The following is a 15,218-nucleotide window of genomic DNA, read 5'->3' on the forward strand; positions in this document are numbered from 1 at the left end:
GTCAGCGGCGTCCGGCGGTCCGCTTCCACCGGACCACCAGCAGTCCGGCCCCGGCGAGGCCGAAGTAGAGCAGCGAGCTGGGCTCCGGCACGGCCCCGCCGCCGCCGCCGCCCGAGTAATCCCCGTCGTAGTTCAGGTAGACGTTGTTGGCGTCGTACGTGACGGACCACGCGCCGGCGCCGTTGTGGGGATTGGCGAAGCTGGACAGGTCGATGCCCGGCGTCGCGTTCCACGTCACGCCGCCGGACGCCTGGGCGATCAGCCACGTGTAGTCGGTCGTGTTGACGAAGTCATGCACGCTGCCGCCGGCGTTCGCCAGCGTCAGCGATGTGACGTCGATCGTGAACCCGCTGTTGACGGTAAGCGTGCTCGTGATGTTCTGCAGATCCCAGCCGGGATCGGTCCCCGCACCGGCGTCCACGTCGTTGATTTCCCACAGGTAGGTGCCGCCGCTGCCCCAGACCGTGGCGCCGAGGGTGATCGTGCCGGGGCTGTTGCCGGGGGAGATGACGCCGCCGGACCCTACGGTCACCGCGCCGACCGTGCCGTCGCCCATGAGCGTGCCGCCGACCACGCTGACGCCGGACCCCGCGTTCAGCGAGCCCTGCACGTTCACCGTGCCCTGGTTGACGTTGAAGACGCCCGAGTAGCTCGAGTTGCCGGTCAGGGTCAGCATGCCGCTGCCGCTCTTCGTGAAGTTCCCGGACCCGCTGACGTTGGCCAGGGCGCCGGCCATGGAGAACGTCACGCCGTTGTTTACGTTGATCGTGCCGGTCTGGCCGTTCGCCACGCGGAGGCCCGTGTCGGAATCCGTCGTCAGGTTGCCGGTGATCTGGAGCGTGCCGTTGCCGTTGAAGTTGACCTTGTCCGTGTAGCTGCCGGCCTGCGAGCCGAGCGCCGCCGCGTTGTTGATGACGACGGTTCCGCCCGCGATGTTCAGCATGTAGAAGCTCGACGAGTTGTCGCCCGAGATGGTCAGGGTGCCGGAGCCGCTCTTGTTGATCTGCGACGCGCCGGTGTCGGCCGTGATGGAGCCGCTGATCGTCACGCTGCCGCCGTTGGCCGCGATGTTCAGGTCGTAGTCGTCGGCCTGATCGAGGTCCACCGTTTCGGAGAAGGTCAGGCTGCCTCCGTTGGCGTTGATCGTCGTGTCGCGGTTGAACGTCGCGGTGCCGCCGGACAGCGTGTGCGAGCCCGCCGTGACGGTGATCGTGCGGGCGCCCGCGCCGCTGTTGACCGTGAGGTTGCCGAACGTCGCGCCGCTGCCGGCCAGTTCCAGCGTCGCGTCGTCCGCGCCCGCGTCCAGGCCGATGTACATGTGGCTGCTGGCGCTGATGTCGCCCGAGAGGACCAGGGTGCCGGCGTCGACGGCCGTCGCGCCGCTGTACCCGTTCGCCCCCGAGATCGTGACGGTGCCCGCGCCCTGTTTGCTCAACTGGCCCGTGCCGTTGATGTCCCCGCTCAAGATCAGGTTCTCGCCGGAGCCGGCCGTCACCAGGACGTCCTTGTTTAGGCCGATGTCGCCGGAGAAGGTCACCGTGCCGCCGGAGGCATTGTCGATCGTGCGCGTGCCCGTGCCGCTCTCCACGGTGATGGCCGCCCCGATCGTCACGCCGGCCGAGCTGATGTCCAGCTTCGAGTTGAACGTGCCGCCCGCCACGCCGACGTGGATGGAGCCGAGCGAGCTGATGGCGTTGTTGTGGTTGAAGCCCACCGTGCCGCCGTCGATGTAGAAGTCGCCGTCGAAGCTGTTGTTGCCCGTGATGCTGGTGGTGGTCCCGTCGCCGACGCGGGTGATGCGGGAGCCGTCCGCGCCGCTGATCGTCCCGGCCCAGGTGCTGTTGCCCTGGCCATTGAGCGTCAGGTAGGCGGTCCCCAGCGTCAGCGAGGCCCCGGAGACCAGGTCCAGGCTGTTGATGGTTTCGTTGTTGCTGTTCAGGTCAAAGGTGGCGCCGCTGGCGACTTCCACGTTGATGCTGTTGCCGATCACGTTGGCCGCGTCGAGCTGCAGCTCGCCGGCGTCGATATCGATCGTCCCGGCGCTGTACGAGGCGCCGAGGTGCACGATCGTGTTGCCCTCGATGTTCAGGTCGCCCGCGCCGCTGACCGCGCCGTTGAAATAGATGTCGTGGCCGCCGGTGGAATACACGCGGATGGCGCTGCCCTGGTTGTTGACCGTGCCGCCGAACACCAGGTCGCCGCTGCTGGCGCCGAGTTGAAGCAGGTCGCCCGCGTCGCCGTCACCCTCGATATTCAGGTTGATGGTCTGCGTGCTGTCGTCGTTGTTCGCGATTTCCGGGTCGTTGCCGCTGTAGTCGTAGAAGCGGATGGCGTCGCCGGAAATCGTGTAGGCACTCGCCCCGGAATTGAAGAACCAGCGGTACGTCGAGGAGAGATGGGCGTTGTTGTACGGCGTGTACGTCGTGGCCGCGCCGAAGTACTGGATGCCGAACCCGACGGACGATTCGGGATTCCAGTTGTTCCACCAGTTGAAGTTGTCCGAGCCGCCGTCGCCCTCCCAGGTCCAGGTGCTCTGGGCATACGACGAGGATGCCGCGGCCAGCAGCATCGCGGCGATGACGGGAACGGCCAGGCGGAATCGTCTCTGGTTCATCGTGAACTCCTGCTTGTGCGTTCGGAAACCTTCCGGTGACGAAAAATTGCGATTAAAATACTATATGTATTTAATTTAACAAGTACGACCTTGGTCCAATGCCGGGCTGGCCGCGGGGGCCGCGAGGCGCGGCCGCGCGGTTGTAACCGGCTTCATCATAACGTATAAGAAGCGGGCGGAGACATCAGAAGGGCGGGCATCCCGGTGATACTGAAAGATCAAGGGCCGGCGCCCCGGACCCGGCGCGGGTTCTGGTCGCGACTCGCGCTGGCCGCGGTCCCGCTGGCGCTCCTCGCGGCGCTGGAGGGCGGACTCCGGTGGCGGGGATACGGCGGCCACCCGCCGGTGATCCGCGAGATCGGGGCGGTCAACGGCCGGCGGCTCGTGGAGGTCGAGGCCCGGGCCACGCGCGATTACTTTCTCGGCACCGTGCCCGGCCGCGGCGGCGGCCGCCAGTCGTCGTTCTACCAGCCCAAGGACTCGAACACGGTGCGCATCGTTCTGGCCGGCGAGTCCGCGATCCTGGGCTTTCCGCAGCCGCCCCCGCTGACCGCCGGGTCCTTTCTAGCCTGGGCCTTGCGGCGGGTGTGGCCGGACCGCGAGGTGGAGATCATCAACCTCGGGACGACCGCGGTCGCGAGCTATCCCGTGTACGACATGGTGCGTCAGGTCCTGCCGTACGACCCCGACCTGGTTGTGGTCTACGCCGGCAACAACGAGTTCTACGGGGCCTACGGCGTCTGCTCCACGCACTACGCCGGCGCCTTCCCGCTCCTGATGCGGCTGGCGCGAGCGGGCCAGGCGCTGGCCCTCGTCCAGTGGGCGCAGCGCCTGCGCGCGCCGCCGGACGCGCCGCCGGACCGGATCCTGATGGAGCGAATGATGCGGGAGCGTGCGGTGCCGCCCGATAGCTATCTTCGCCGGCGGGCGGCGGAGAATCTCGCGTATCACGTCGGACGCATCGCGGATCTCTGCCGGGCCCGCGGGGTGACGGTCATGATCTGCACCCTCGCCGCCAACGAGCGCGACCTGGCGCCATTCGGCGATTCCGACGCGGCGCGGGCGGCCTACCGGCGCGGCCGGGAGCTGGTTGAGGCGCCGCGCGGAGAGGAGGCCGCGGCCGCCTTCCAGCAGGCGATCGATCTCGATCCCATGCCCTGGCGGCCGACGTCGCTCCAGAACGAGGCCCTGCTTCGGGTGGCGCGGGAAAAGAAAACCCTGCTCTTCGACGCCCGGCGCCTGTTCCGCGAGGTCAGCCCCGGGGGCTGCACGGGCTGGGAACTGATGGACGATCACGTGCACCCCTCGCTTGCGGGCCAGTACCTGCTCGCCTTGGGACTGGTGAAGACCCTGGCCGGCGAGGCCGGGCGCCTGCAGGTGCACCTCGGCCGGGTCCAGCGACTCCCATCCTTGGAAATCGCCGCCGGGCAGCTCGGACGCAACGTTTACGAGGACTACGCGGTCGCGCAGGGGCTGGTGAACCTGTTCCGTGCCGCCATGTTCCGCGCGTCGAACCCGCAGGCCCTCGTCCGGGCCGAGCAGCGGTTGGCCGTGGCACGGGAGCGCCTCGATCCAGGGATCGCCGGGCCTTTCATGGCGGCCATGGAGGATCGCGCGGCGGGCCTGACCTATTCCGTGCCGGCCTCGGGCATTGCCGCGGAGATGTTCCTCGCCGGGGGCCGGGTCGACGGCGCTCTTCCGCTTCTGGACTTTGCCGTTCGCTCGCTGCCCGAATACGGGAAGATGCGCCGCCTCTACGCCGCCATGCTGTACGCGGGGCGCGCCCGCCGGATGGGGGGATTGAGCGCAAGGGACCGGGAGGGCGTCCTTGGGGAAATCCAGCGCGGCCGCGTTCTGCTCCGCTACGGGGCCGATCCCAGCGGCCTTACCGAGTATGCCCTGGGCCGGCTGCTGGAACTGCTGGGCGAAACGGCGGAAGCGAAAGTCTCGTTCGAGGCCGCGGCGCGCAAGGACCCGGGGCTTGATTCGCGCTGGCCGTTCCCGCCGGCCGGTCCCTGACTCCGCCTACAGGCCCAGCGCGCGGGCCTTCTGCTCGATGAACTCGCTCCAGAGCTTCTCCTGGCTCTCGCGCAGCAGCCGCGCCCGCACGAGGTCGTGCGATTCCTCCGCCGTCATCGGCCGCGCCGACCGGGCATCCAGCCGGCGCACGAGCAGGTAATTGTTCCCGTCGGGGAAGACCTCCGCTTCGCCGTTGGTCATGGCGGTCAGGCGGGTCCAGATGGGAGCGGCCACCCGGTTCGCCGTGAACCACGGGTCCGGGTTCTGCGCGGTGACGTGGACGAAGCCCCGCTCGGCCAGGCGGGCTTCCACGTCCTCGCCGGCGGCCAGCTGGGCCCGCGCCCATTCGAGGTGCTGCGTCTGCCGGCCGGAGATCGAGTAGACGTCCAGTTTCAGGGCCGGGGGCGCGACCAGTTGCGCGGATAGCGCCTCGGTTTCACGGGCGATCTTCTCGTCGGTCGGAGGCCGGGCCGCGCGGATGACGTCGTTCTTCACCGCCTGGATGAGGATGTCCCGGCGCGTTTCCTCGATGGCGCGCTGGACGTCGATCCGCTCGGTCAGGCCGCGGCGGGCGGCCTCCTGCGCGATCTCCTGCTCCAGCGCGTAGTTGCGGTAGTTGGACATCAGGTTCGTGCTGGCCAGTATGTTCTGCCCGACCTGTTCCGACATCATGTTCCGCACCAGCTCGGCGGCCACGCCGAAGTCGATGGCCGGCGGCTGGGCCGATACCGGGAGGGACAGGCCCGCGCACACGGCGGCCGCGAAGAGCGTTCTCATGGGAAGGACTCCTTTCATGGGTTGGATCCGCGGGAGAGGAAGGTCGGCAGCGGGTCCTGCGCCAGCAGGGTCTCGGCCACGGTTTCGCCCAACCGCTCGCGCAGGGCTACGCGCGCCTCCTCGTACAGGTCCGCGCGTCCCCGCGCCTGCTGCACGCGGGCCAGGGCCGCCTGGACGAAGGGCTGGTTCGGCTGGAGATCGCGCGCGCGCTGCAGCGATTCGAGGGCCGCGGCGGCGTCGCCCTGCGCCCACTGGACCACGCCGAGGTTGTACCAGGCCCGCAGACTTTTCGGATGCTCGGCCGCCAGCGTCTCGAGGATCGCCAGGGCCTCGCCGGAACGCCCGACGCGGTGAAGGGCGGCCGCCAGATTGAGCCGCACGGAGGGGCTCTCCCCGTCGACCCGGGCGACCTCCTCGTACACCCGCAACCCGTTGGCATGGTCACCGCCGGCCAGCAGGGCGAAGCCCAGTTGCTCCAGCCGGCGCACGTCCCGCGGCCGGAGGCGGGCGGCGCGCCAGAAGCATTCCGCGGCTTCGTCGATCCGGTTGGCTAACAGCAGCGCCTCGCCCAGCCGCGCGTGGGAGCCCGGATTCTGCGGGTTCCTTGCGAGCGCCTCGCGGGCGTCGCGGATCTGCTGGTCGACGTCCGGCGGCCGGCCCAGTTCCGCCAGCGCCCGCGCGGCGGACGATGTCGACAACATCGACGGAAGATTAAGGTAGCCGCCCGGTTCCTCCTTCAGGTCGCCCGGGTCCGATACCAGGACCGCGGCGCGAGCGGATAGCGCCAGGCAGAAGAGGCCAATCCACGGCGCCCGCAGGCTCATGGTGCGCCTCCTTCCAGGCGGGCGCGGTGTTCGGCGAAGGGCGGCTCGCGCAGCAGGACTTCGGCCTGATCCGCATCGAGCCGCTTCACCGTCTCGACCCAGAACCTGTGCGCCTCGTCGAGCCGGCCCTGCCGGAGGGCGACGCGCGTTGACGCCAGCCAGGCCTCGGGGACGCCGGGCTGGCACTCGCGCCACTGCGCGGCGACCTGCGCGGCGCGGTCCAGCCGGCCGGCGGCCTCCGCGAGCCGGATGGCGTTACCCATCAGGTACGCGTCGTTCTCATGGCCGTCCAGGAACGGAGCCAGCGCGTCGTGGGCCGGGCCCGGGAGGTCGAGGCCTTCGAGGGTGACGGCCAGGTTGTTGGCGACGAGAAAGTTGGTGGGATGGAGTTCGGCGAAAACCAGCCAGCGCATCGCCTGGGCGGCCGGCTCGCCGCCAAGCCGGCCGAACGTGCACAGGTTCTCCAGCAGTTTGGCGTTACACGGGAACCGTACCAGCAAGCGGCGGACATCCAGTTCCGCGCGCAGCAGGTTGTTGGATCGGACGTTTTCGAGCATGGCGTCGAGCCCCTCCGCGTAGAAGGCCTGGTCCTCCTCGGAGGAGGGGGCGGCCCGGCTCCGCGCGATCGCGGGCAGTTCGCGATCCAGGGTGTCTTTCCAGGCCGGCCATGAGGGTTCCAGGAGCTGCCCGTAGAGAGCCGCGCCCGCGGCCAGCACGGGCTCCCCGGCGCCGGCGTAGTACGTCCGCAGCTGCTCGACGGCGTCGGCCGATTTCGGATCGACCCGCAGCGCGTCGCGGTAGAGCGCCTCTTCGACGGCGCCCGCGCCGGCCAACTGCGCGCCGCGCGCCAGCAGGTGATCCTGCCAGACGGCGTCCACCCATTCCCGTGTCCAGGGTTTCAGTTCCGCCGCGGCCGCCGCCGCCGCGAACAGGCCCGCCCACAGGAGCATGATCCACCCGCGCATGCGCGCATACTCGACCGACTCGGGCTGTGTGTCAAGCGGGCGAAAGGGGGGGGGCGCGCCGCGCGTCAGGGCAGGAGCACGCGGCAGCGGAACATCGCGTTGGAATCCGCATAGCCCCAGTACCACGAGACGGGGCCTCCCGTCCCGGGCTTGTCGGTGAACCGCCCCCCCCAGGTGCCCGAGCCGGCCCGCGGGACGTCCTCCAGCCGGTACGAGCGCGTGGCGGCGGTCTGGACGTCGACCCGGATCGCGCCGCTGTCGGGCGCGATGCCGACGAACCGGGGGTAGTCGGTCGCGTCGTTCGGGTCGGTGTCGGCGATGAACTCCTCCAGGTTGGGAATCGTGTCGGTATCGCCGTGCCCGGCCGGGTCGCCGCCGGTCGCCGATCCGAAGTTCGCGTACTCCCACCCGTCGGGCATGCCGTCCCCGTCGGAATCCACCATGAGATAGCGCGAGAACTCCGACGTTTCCTGGCGCAGCGTGTGGCGCGCGGTGGCCGTGACGAAGCTGGGCGGCGGCGTGGGCGTGGGGAGGACGCTGTTGGTGAATCCGGCCATGCCCGCTCCGTCTGTCACGACCGCCTGCGTGCCGAGGAGGACCTCGCCCTCGCCGTACCCCGTGGCGTCGCAGCCGCTGTTGCCGAAGAACTCGATGACGAAGGCCGTGCCGGGCGTGCTGTCCAGGTAGCCGCCGATCGCCATCGTGGCCCCGGCGTTCGAGGCCAGCGTGAGCACGGGATAGTTCTGGAGCTGGTTGGGCCCCGTGTCGGGGTCCTGGGTGTCGTTGGGGGTCCGCCCATTGTTGCCCAGGTCAATTCCGAGATCGATGTTCAGGTACAGGCTGTTCGCCGTGATCAGGTTGCTCACCGCACCGCTGTCCCACACGGACACCCCACGCGCGCCGTTATGTGCGATGACATTGCCCTCGATCCGGTTGCCGATCGCGTTGGCGCCGGATACCGAAACGCCATCCGCCCCGTTGCCCATGATGGTGTTGCCCTCGCCCGCCCCGCTGCCTCCGACCAGGGTCCACGGCGCGCTGACTCGGATGCCATTATCCCCGTTGCCTAGGAGAGATATGCCGTCCGGGCCCAGCCCAATGTAATTACCTTGGATCCGGTTTGCCCGGCTCTCGGCCTCCGTCAACGCCACGCCACCCCCCCCGTTTCCGGAGATCACGTTCCGGTGCGCCGCGCCCGCGCCGCCGATCAGGTTGGTCGACGCGCCCTGCATGATCTGCACTCCCTGCAGACTATTCGAGACAACCGCGCCCGTGGCGCCGAGCCCGATCCAGTTGCCGCGCACGACGTTGTCGTGCGCGCGCCCCCCGATCAGGCGCATCCCCCAGGTATTACCGGAAATCAGGTTGCGCTCCGCCGCGACCAGGCCCCCGATGGTATGTCTGGCGCCCTCGATCACAATACCGACGACGTTGCTTATGGCCGCCGTGCCGCTCACGTCCGTGCCGATGTAGTTGCCGATCACCGTCGTATTGCTGGCCCACTGCACAAGGTACACGCCGAAACTTCTGTTGCCGCTGATGACATTGCCCTCGCCCGCGGCGGCCCCCCCGATGAGGTTGCTCTGGCCGCTCAACACCTGCACGCCGTGATCGTTGGGCTGCGCCGTCAGCCCATCCGTCCCGACCAGGTTCCCGAGCACCAGGTTGTGATCGCCGGATAAATAGACGCCGGCGTTCCCGTTGGACGTGATCACGTTGCGCAGCAGGGGCCCCGCGCCGCCGATGACACAGCGGCGAGAGGTTTCCAGGATAATGCCGTTGACCGTGTTGCTCGAGATCCGGCAGTTTTCCACCCGGGTGGAAAGCCCCCTCCGCAGGGTGATCCCGTTTCCGCTCCACTTCGAGATATTCAGCGCGCGGACGACCGCCGAGGTCGAGTCGCTGATCAAAAGCCCGTCGGCCGCGCCCGCGAGGCTACCTTCGATCGTCACGAGCGGCGTCCCGGCGAACCCGGGCTGGGTCGTCCCGTCAATGATCAGGCCGCTGCTGTAGCTCGTCGGCAGCGCCGAGGCCGGCTGAATCCGGTACGGGGCCGCCAGGTTGAACTCGATGGTATCCGCGCCCGGGTTGGTGTTGGCCGCCGTGATCGCCCAGCGCAAGGTGCCCCCACCGCTGTCGGCGCTGCTGGTCACCGTGTACGTCGCGCCGGCGGCGAGACCCGGCAGGCCAAGGATGAAACAAGCGACAATGATTCTGTGCCGGGTGCGCATGAGGCCCTCCTCGATATTGGTCGCAGGTTGCCGTGAAAATATCTCATGCGTTCTCCGCCGGCAAGCACGCGGCCATGGGAAGGCGTTGCCGGGCGTCGGCAAGCGACGCCCCCCTCGTGTTTGGCCCTTCTCTCATCCTGCGATGGCGTAAAGGACGGATGATTCGAGATCGTGAGGATTTTATGAGACTTCTGGGCACGAGGGATTCCGGGCGTGAAGTCGCCTAACCCGGGGTGAAAGACACGAGACCAGAGCTCGCAGCGCAGTTGGTTGATCGCGGCGGCTGTTGTGATGTGAGGGGTTGATCGTGAGCGACGCCAAGCCGGAGGAGGCAAGGTGGGTGCGAACTGGCTGCGGCCATCAGGAGCATGGCGAAAGCGGCGTCCGCCGCGGCCGGGACATGCTGAACGGAGTGGGGATTGCGCACACGGGCTTGGCCGACGCCCAGCAGCGTCTTTTCGTCGCGGACGTTGACTTCGATCCCCCAGCGCCACAGGTACGCCTGCAACACCTGCTGGAGTGGAAGAGCGGCATCGGTGCAGATCATACCAAATCCGGGTGAATGCGGGTAGATTTCGGGCTCGCAGGAGCTCGCCCCTCCATGATTCCTTCCACTGGAGGGCGGAGCTCTGCGACGCCGTTCGTACCGCCTCTCACCCGTACCTGGTATGAGCCCATACGAAGTTGACTTGGAATGGAGCCCCCAACGGATCCGGCCGCCACGCGGTGGCCGGGATCTTGTGTCCGCGTTTGCGCAGGATCGAGTCGTCCAAGGCCACCACCAAAGGATGGCCTTCCGGCAACGACTCTTCCGCGGCTCGTCGGACCGCGTCGAGCAACCGACTCGGGTCTACGCGATTCCGGCCATACAGCCGATACGCCGCGGACCCATCCCGGAACGGTTGCCCCGTGGTGGACAACAAACCGGTCAGGGTATGTTCACCCAGACACACCCACTGCGCCAGCAAGTGCGAGTGCAGCCGATCCCGGCGGCGTTCTTGAGCGCAGACCGGTCCGGCTTCGGCCAGCAACTGGTCAAAGGCGTCCATCAATGGGAGGACTTTTTTTTACTGTCGATCGGGATCGCCGGCGCGTTGCGCCGCCGCAGGATCAGGACCTGGCGGTTGTCGATGATCCACTCGCAGACTTCCCCTTTCGCGAACTGCATCGCTTGGGCAATGGGCGCTGGGAAGTTGATATACCACTGCCGGGAGTTCTTCCGATCAATCAACTGAACTCGTGTTGGGCATCCGTTCGTAGGAGCCTCCTTTCAGGTATCTATGTATATAACTAGATAACCCGATGCAAGAAAAAAGGTCAAACAACGCCGTTTTCATCCCCCCGACTAGAAAAGAGCCAAACACGAGTTTCACGCGCAACGCGTGAACTACAAACAGGCCCCGGCCGTTTAACCGGACAGCCGTGAAAAAAACAACGAAATATCGAGAATAATAGGCTAATCATGTATGGGTGCTCGGGGGGGGACTTGAACCCCCACGGCTTGCGCCACATGCCCCTCAAACATGCGTGTCTGCCATTCCACCACCCGAGCCCTTGGAGGGGATGATGGATACCGTACCCGGCCGCAGGATGCCGCGCAAGAGCAATCAGCAGGCGGATTGAAGGGCGGGGTGCGCTACGCGCCGGCCGGCTCGCGGTGCGGGTCGGGGCGGACGGACTGGATATAGCTGACGCCGATCAGCGCCCGGGTGATCGCGGAATTGTCGAGCAGGTGGCGCATGTCCACGAATTCGCCGTCCTGCACGACGCGATGGATCTCGTCCTCGAGGTCCGTCGGCCGGTCGGGGAACGGCTGCTCCTTGAAAAGGACGGCATGGTTGTGCAGGAGCTCGGTCCGGGCGCCGATGTTGGCGGGGTGCAGGTAGAAGGCCTTGTTCAGCTCCGCGGCGTCGAACGCGTCCAGCGAACCGGTCAGGTCCGCGCCGACCCCGCACATGAGCATGGTCACGTTCCGGTGCCGGGGCTCGCGGTCGCACGCCATCCAATCGCCGATATTTGAGGGATCGGTGATCAGTCCTCCGTTGGCCGGGGCAAGCGGGGCCACGGGCGAGCGCAGCACGCCTGACCCGTACACGGCGACGGCCTGCGCCCGCAGCGCCAAGCCCAGGAGCCCCTTGAAATCCGGCCGGCGGCGGCGGGCGAGCTGGAACAGGGCGCGGTACAGCTGCGAAATCGTCGCGCCCGCGGCGTCCCGGCTTTCGAAGACTATGAACTCGTCGAACCCGCCGGCGAGGGAGATGTTGTAGCCGGTGCGGATCATGACGTGGCCCTTATCCGCCTTGGGGATCAGGAAATCCGGCGTGTCGTGCCCGTCGGTCGGCAGCCAGACCATCGTGCCGCCGATGGTGATCATTTCGCCCATGATTTCGAAGAAATCCTCGGGAGCGCGGCCGAGTCCGCCGAGCCCGATGGAGTATTCCGTCTCGAAGAACCGCTTGGAAAGCAGTTGGTCCGTCGTCACGCGGGCATGGAGCACATCGCGGACGTCGCCGAGCACTTCGACGGCGCCCGGGCCGCCGCCGGCGTTCATGATGCGGACCGAGCCGTGCTCCAGGGCGGCGGTTTCCAGGCGATCCCAGTTCTCCCGGTTATGCTGGCGCAGGGCGATGCGCCGCGCGCCGACGCGGGCCTTTTCCACGTTGTCGAACTGCGGCAGGACATCGGCAAAGCCCGTGACCTCCAGGACTTCCCGGCAATATTCCTGCAACCCGGCGAGCACGAGCGCCCCGCCCCGCCGCGCCAATTCCTTGTGCGTCGACAGCAGGACGCGGACGCCGGCGCTGCTGATGTAGTCCACGAGGCTCATGTCCAGCAGCAGGCAGACCGTATCGGCGACGAGGTCTTGTTTCAGGCCGGCCGCCAGCTCCCCCGAGCCGAAGGCATCCAGGCGGCCCTCCAGGATCAGGTGCAGCACCCGGTCGGCCTGCTGCGCGGTGATGTTCATCGGCATTCATTCTATGACGGATTACCGCCCGCGCACAACCGGCGATTGCGCCCGTCCTGCCCTGCGGCCAGGGGCGGCCGCGGGCTACACCGAAGACCGCCTCGTCAGCGTCGGCGTAGCGCGGCCTCGCCCTCGAGGCCGGCGCATTTCCTGCGTTCGCGGGGCGGGGGCGCCCCGCCTCCACCCACTTGATTTGACGCAAAAGGCTTGCGGAGTTGGAAAGGCCTGTGGAAGACTGGCCTCCGTTCGCAGGAGCTTTCCAAACGATGGGCGGATGGCTGAAAGGCGCACTGACGGGGGCCGTGCTGGTGACGGCGCTCTGGCTGCTGGCGCCCCAACGCTCGATTCGGCACGAGGACGGCGCGGTCGAGATCACCTTCATGGGGCCGGATGGCCCGATCAAGGGCGCGCTCGAGGATTCCATCCGCGAGTTCGAGCGGTTGAGCCGTCTGCGCCACGAGACCGATCCCTCGTACCCCGTGTACCGCGTTATCTCCGGCCAGCACGCCTCGCGCAACCAGGTCGAGGACCCGACGCGGTTCATCGTCAGCGTCGCCGGCGGCATGCCGCCGGACGTGATCTTCTTCGACCGGTTCGCCATCAGCGAGTGGGCCGCGCGCGGCGCGTTCATGCCGCTGGACGACCGCCTGGCGCGCGACGAGAAGGCGTGGCAGGACTGGCAGGCGGACTCCTCCCGGCCGGAGCCCTGGCCCGGTGCCCTCGAGGAGCCGCCGCGCGCAAAGGGCGCGTCGCCTCTCGCCGCGGTTGTGCCCATTCGCCAGGCGGATTTCTTCCCGGCCTGCTGGGACGAGGCGGTATATCGCAATCCGCTGACGGGCGAGCAGGGGACGTACGGCATCCCGAACAACGCGGACAACCGCGTGCTGCTCTACAATAAGGACATCCTCATCCGCCACGGCTACACCAACGAGCTCGGCGAGGCGCAGCCGCCCCGCACGTGGGAGGAACTCGAGGCCATGGCGATCGCGATGACCGAGCGCGACGCGGCCGGCAAGATCAAGACCATCGGCTTCATCCCGAACTACGGCAACTCGTGGCTCTACCTCTACGGCTGGCAGGCCGGCGGCGAGTTCATGAGCGCCGACGGGAAAACCTGCACACTGAACCATCCGCGGGTCGCCGAGGCGCTGGATTTCATGACGCGCATCTACGACCGGCTCGGCGGCGCGAGCGACGTCTACGCCTTCCAGACCACCTTCCAGGGCGACGCGCTGGACCCGTTCATCCAGGGCAAGGTCGCGATGAAGATCGACGGCGTCTGGATTTTGAGCTCGCTGGCCTTCTACGGCCGCGATCTCAACTTTGGCTCCGCGCCTCCGCCGATGCCGAAGCGCGAGCTGGACGCCGGCCGGGCGCCGATCTCATGGCTCGCGGGCTGGGCCTACGCGATTCCCTCGACCGCCCGCCAGCCGGACGGCGCGTGGGAGCTGATCCGCTACCTCGTCAGCCAGCGTTCGCTCGCGATCATGCTGGAGAGCGAGTACTTCACCTACGCCAGCCAGGGCCGGCCCTACGTGCCGCGCCAGTACCCGAACCGCGCGCAGAACGAGTACGCGTTCGAGCGGTACGTGCAGAACAACCCGAACATGGAGCCGAAGTTCAAGGCGGCCATGAAGCAGTTCAACGACCTGCTCACGAACTCCCGCTACCGGCCCGTGACGCCCGTGGGCCAGAAGCTGTGGAACGCCCAGATCTGGGCGATGGAAGACGCCATCTTCAAAAAGAAAGGCGCGAAGGAGTCGCTGGATTACTACGCCGCCATCGTGCAGCGCGACCTGAACCTGCTGCTCGACCCGCCGAAGGGCCGGCCGGTCCGGAGTTGGGCCTGGTTCTTCTGGGTCTACGGCGCGCTGGTCGTGCTGGCCGCGGTCGCGGCGTGGTGGTGGGACACGCAGCGCAAGGGGCTGGAGGGCGGGCGTACGGCCTACTTCCGCGCCGAGTGGCGCGGCGGCGTCGCCTGCGCGCTGCCGTTTCTGATCGGATTGATCGTGTTCACCGGCGGCCCGCTGCTATTCTCGATCATCATCAGCTTCTGCTCGTTCGACGTGCTGAACCCGGCGGTGTTCACGGGCCTGCGCAATTACGCCTTCATGTTGCGCGGCGACGAGCTGTTCTGGAAGTCGCTCTACAACACGGTGTTCATGGTGCTCGGCATCCCGCTGGGCATGGTCGTGGGGCTGGGCATCGCGCTGCTGCTCAACCTGAAGGTGCGGGGCGTGGCGGTCTGGCGGACGTTCTTCTACCTGCCGAGCATCGTGCCGGCGGTCGCGTCGAGCATCCTGTGGATGTGGATGTTCAATCCGCAGAGCGGCATGCTGAACGCCCTGCTGGGCGCGGTCGGGATCGAGGGCCCGAACTGGCTGCAGGACGAGCACACGAGCAAGTGGGCGCTGATTCTCATGGGCCTGTGGGGCGCCGGCGGCGGGATGATCATCTGGCTCGCGGGCCTGAAGGGCATCAGCGAAAGCTACTACGAGGCCGCGGCGATCGACGGCGCGGGGACCTGGCACAAGTTCCGGTACATCACCCTGCCGATGCTCACGCCGTATATCTTCTTCAACCTCGTCATGGGCCTGATCGGCACGTTCCAGATCTTCACGCAGGCGTTCATCATGACCGCGGGCGGCCCGGTGAACTCGACGCTGTTCTACGCCTACCACCTCTTCAACAACGCGTTCCGTTACCTGAACATGGGCTACGCCGCCGCCATGGCGTGGTTCCTGTTCCTCATCGTCGTCGTGCTGACGGCCGTCCAGATGAAGATTTCGAGCAAGTGGGTGCATTATGAAGGCGAGTGAAGAG

At 67.5% G+C, this 15,218-nt stretch carries 11 protein-coding genes and 1 tRNA gene; 3 read left to right on the top strand and 9 right to left on the bottom strand.

Annotated features, from left to right (window positions below):
• Position 1 precedes the first annotated feature (1 nt).
• On the bottom strand, positions 2-2,614 hold the full coding sequence (locus KA248_00580; GenBank protein ID MBP7828389.1) for an autotransporter-associated beta strand repeat-containing protein: 2,613 nt from the start codon (positions 2,612-2,614) through the stop codon (positions 2-4).
• Positions 2,615-2,818: 204 nt separating this feature from the next.
• Between KA248_00580 and KA248_00585 the strand changes: the two genes are divergently transcribed.
• Entirely contained in the window at positions 2,819-4,633 is a 1,815-nt protein-coding gene (locus tag KA248_00585) for an SGNH/GDSL hydrolase family protein (GenBank protein MBP7828390.1), read from the top strand.
• A gap of 6 nt (positions 4,634-4,639) precedes the next feature.
• On the opposite strand, the gene KA248_00590 is transcribed toward KA248_00585, so the two are convergent.
• The 4 genes from KA248_00590 to KA248_00605 form a co-directional block, all read right to left on the bottom strand.
• Positions 4,640-5,410: a hypothetical protein gene (locus KA248_00590; GenBank protein MBP7828391.1), complete on the bottom strand. Its 771-nt coding sequence runs from the start codon at positions 5,408-5,410 to the stop codon at positions 4,640-4,642.
• Between the two features lie 14 nt (positions 5,411-5,424).
• Positions 5,425-6,234 (bottom strand): tetratricopeptide repeat protein, encoded by an 810-nt coding sequence (locus KA248_00595; GenBank protein MBP7828392.1) that lies wholly within the window; start codon positions 6,232-6,234, stop codon positions 5,425-5,427.
• Positions 6,231-7,199, bottom strand: a complete 969-nt coding sequence (locus KA248_00600) for a hypothetical protein (GenBank protein ID MBP7828393.1) — start codon at positions 7,197-7,199, stop codon at positions 6,231-6,233. The genes KA248_00595 and KA248_00600 overlap by 4 nt, the downstream gene beginning before the upstream one ends.
• A gap of 65 nt (positions 7,200-7,264) precedes the next feature.
• Positions 7,265-9,430: a right-handed parallel beta-helix repeat-containing protein gene (locus KA248_00605; protein ID MBP7828394.1), complete on the bottom strand. Its 2,166-nt coding sequence runs from the start codon at positions 9,428-9,430 to the stop codon at positions 7,265-7,267.
• Between the two features lie 307 nt (positions 9,431-9,737).
• On the opposite strand from KA248_00605, the gene KA248_00610 reads away from it, so the two are divergent.
• On the top strand, positions 9,738-9,992 hold the full coding sequence (locus tag KA248_00610; protein ID MBP7828395.1) for a hypothetical protein: 255 nt from the start codon (positions 9,738-9,740) through the stop codon (positions 9,990-9,992).
• Positions 9,993-10,083: 91 nt separating this feature from the next.
• Here KA248_00610 and KA248_00615 read toward each other — a convergent pair whose 3' ends face one another.
• The 4 genes from KA248_00615 to KA248_00630 form a co-directional block, all read right to left on the bottom strand.
• Positions 10,084-10,479: a transposase gene (locus tag KA248_00615; GenBank protein MBP7828396.1), complete on the bottom strand. Its 396-nt coding sequence runs from the start codon at positions 10,477-10,479 to the stop codon at positions 10,084-10,086.
• Complete coding sequence (locus KA248_00620) at positions 10,479-10,661, bottom strand: hypothetical protein (GenBank protein MBP7828397.1); 183 nt, start codon at positions 10,659-10,661, stop codon at positions 10,479-10,481. The genes KA248_00615 and KA248_00620 overlap by 1 nt, the downstream gene beginning before the upstream one ends.
• Before the next feature lie 240 nt (positions 10,662-10,901).
• Positions 10,902-10,982, bottom strand: a tRNA-Leu gene (locus KA248_00625).
• A gap of 84 nt (positions 10,983-11,066) precedes the next feature.
• Positions 11,067-12,395, bottom strand: a complete 1,329-nt coding sequence (locus KA248_00630) for an STAS domain-containing protein (protein ID MBP7828398.1) — start codon at positions 12,393-12,395, stop codon at positions 11,067-11,069.
• Positions 12,396-12,661: 266 nt separating this feature from the next.
• Between KA248_00630 and KA248_00635 the strand changes: the two genes are divergently transcribed.
• Positions 12,662-15,214: an extracellular solute-binding protein gene (locus KA248_00635; GenBank protein ID MBP7828399.1), complete on the top strand. Its 2,553-nt coding sequence runs from the start codon at positions 12,662-12,664 to the stop codon at positions 15,212-15,214.
• The last annotated feature ends 4 nt before the right edge of the window (positions 15,215-15,218 follow it).

The organism is Kiritimatiellia bacterium (assembly GCA_018001225.1).
Taxonomy (GTDB): Bacteria; Verrucomicrobiota; Kiritimatiellia; order CAIQIC01; family JAGNIJ01; genus JAGNIJ01.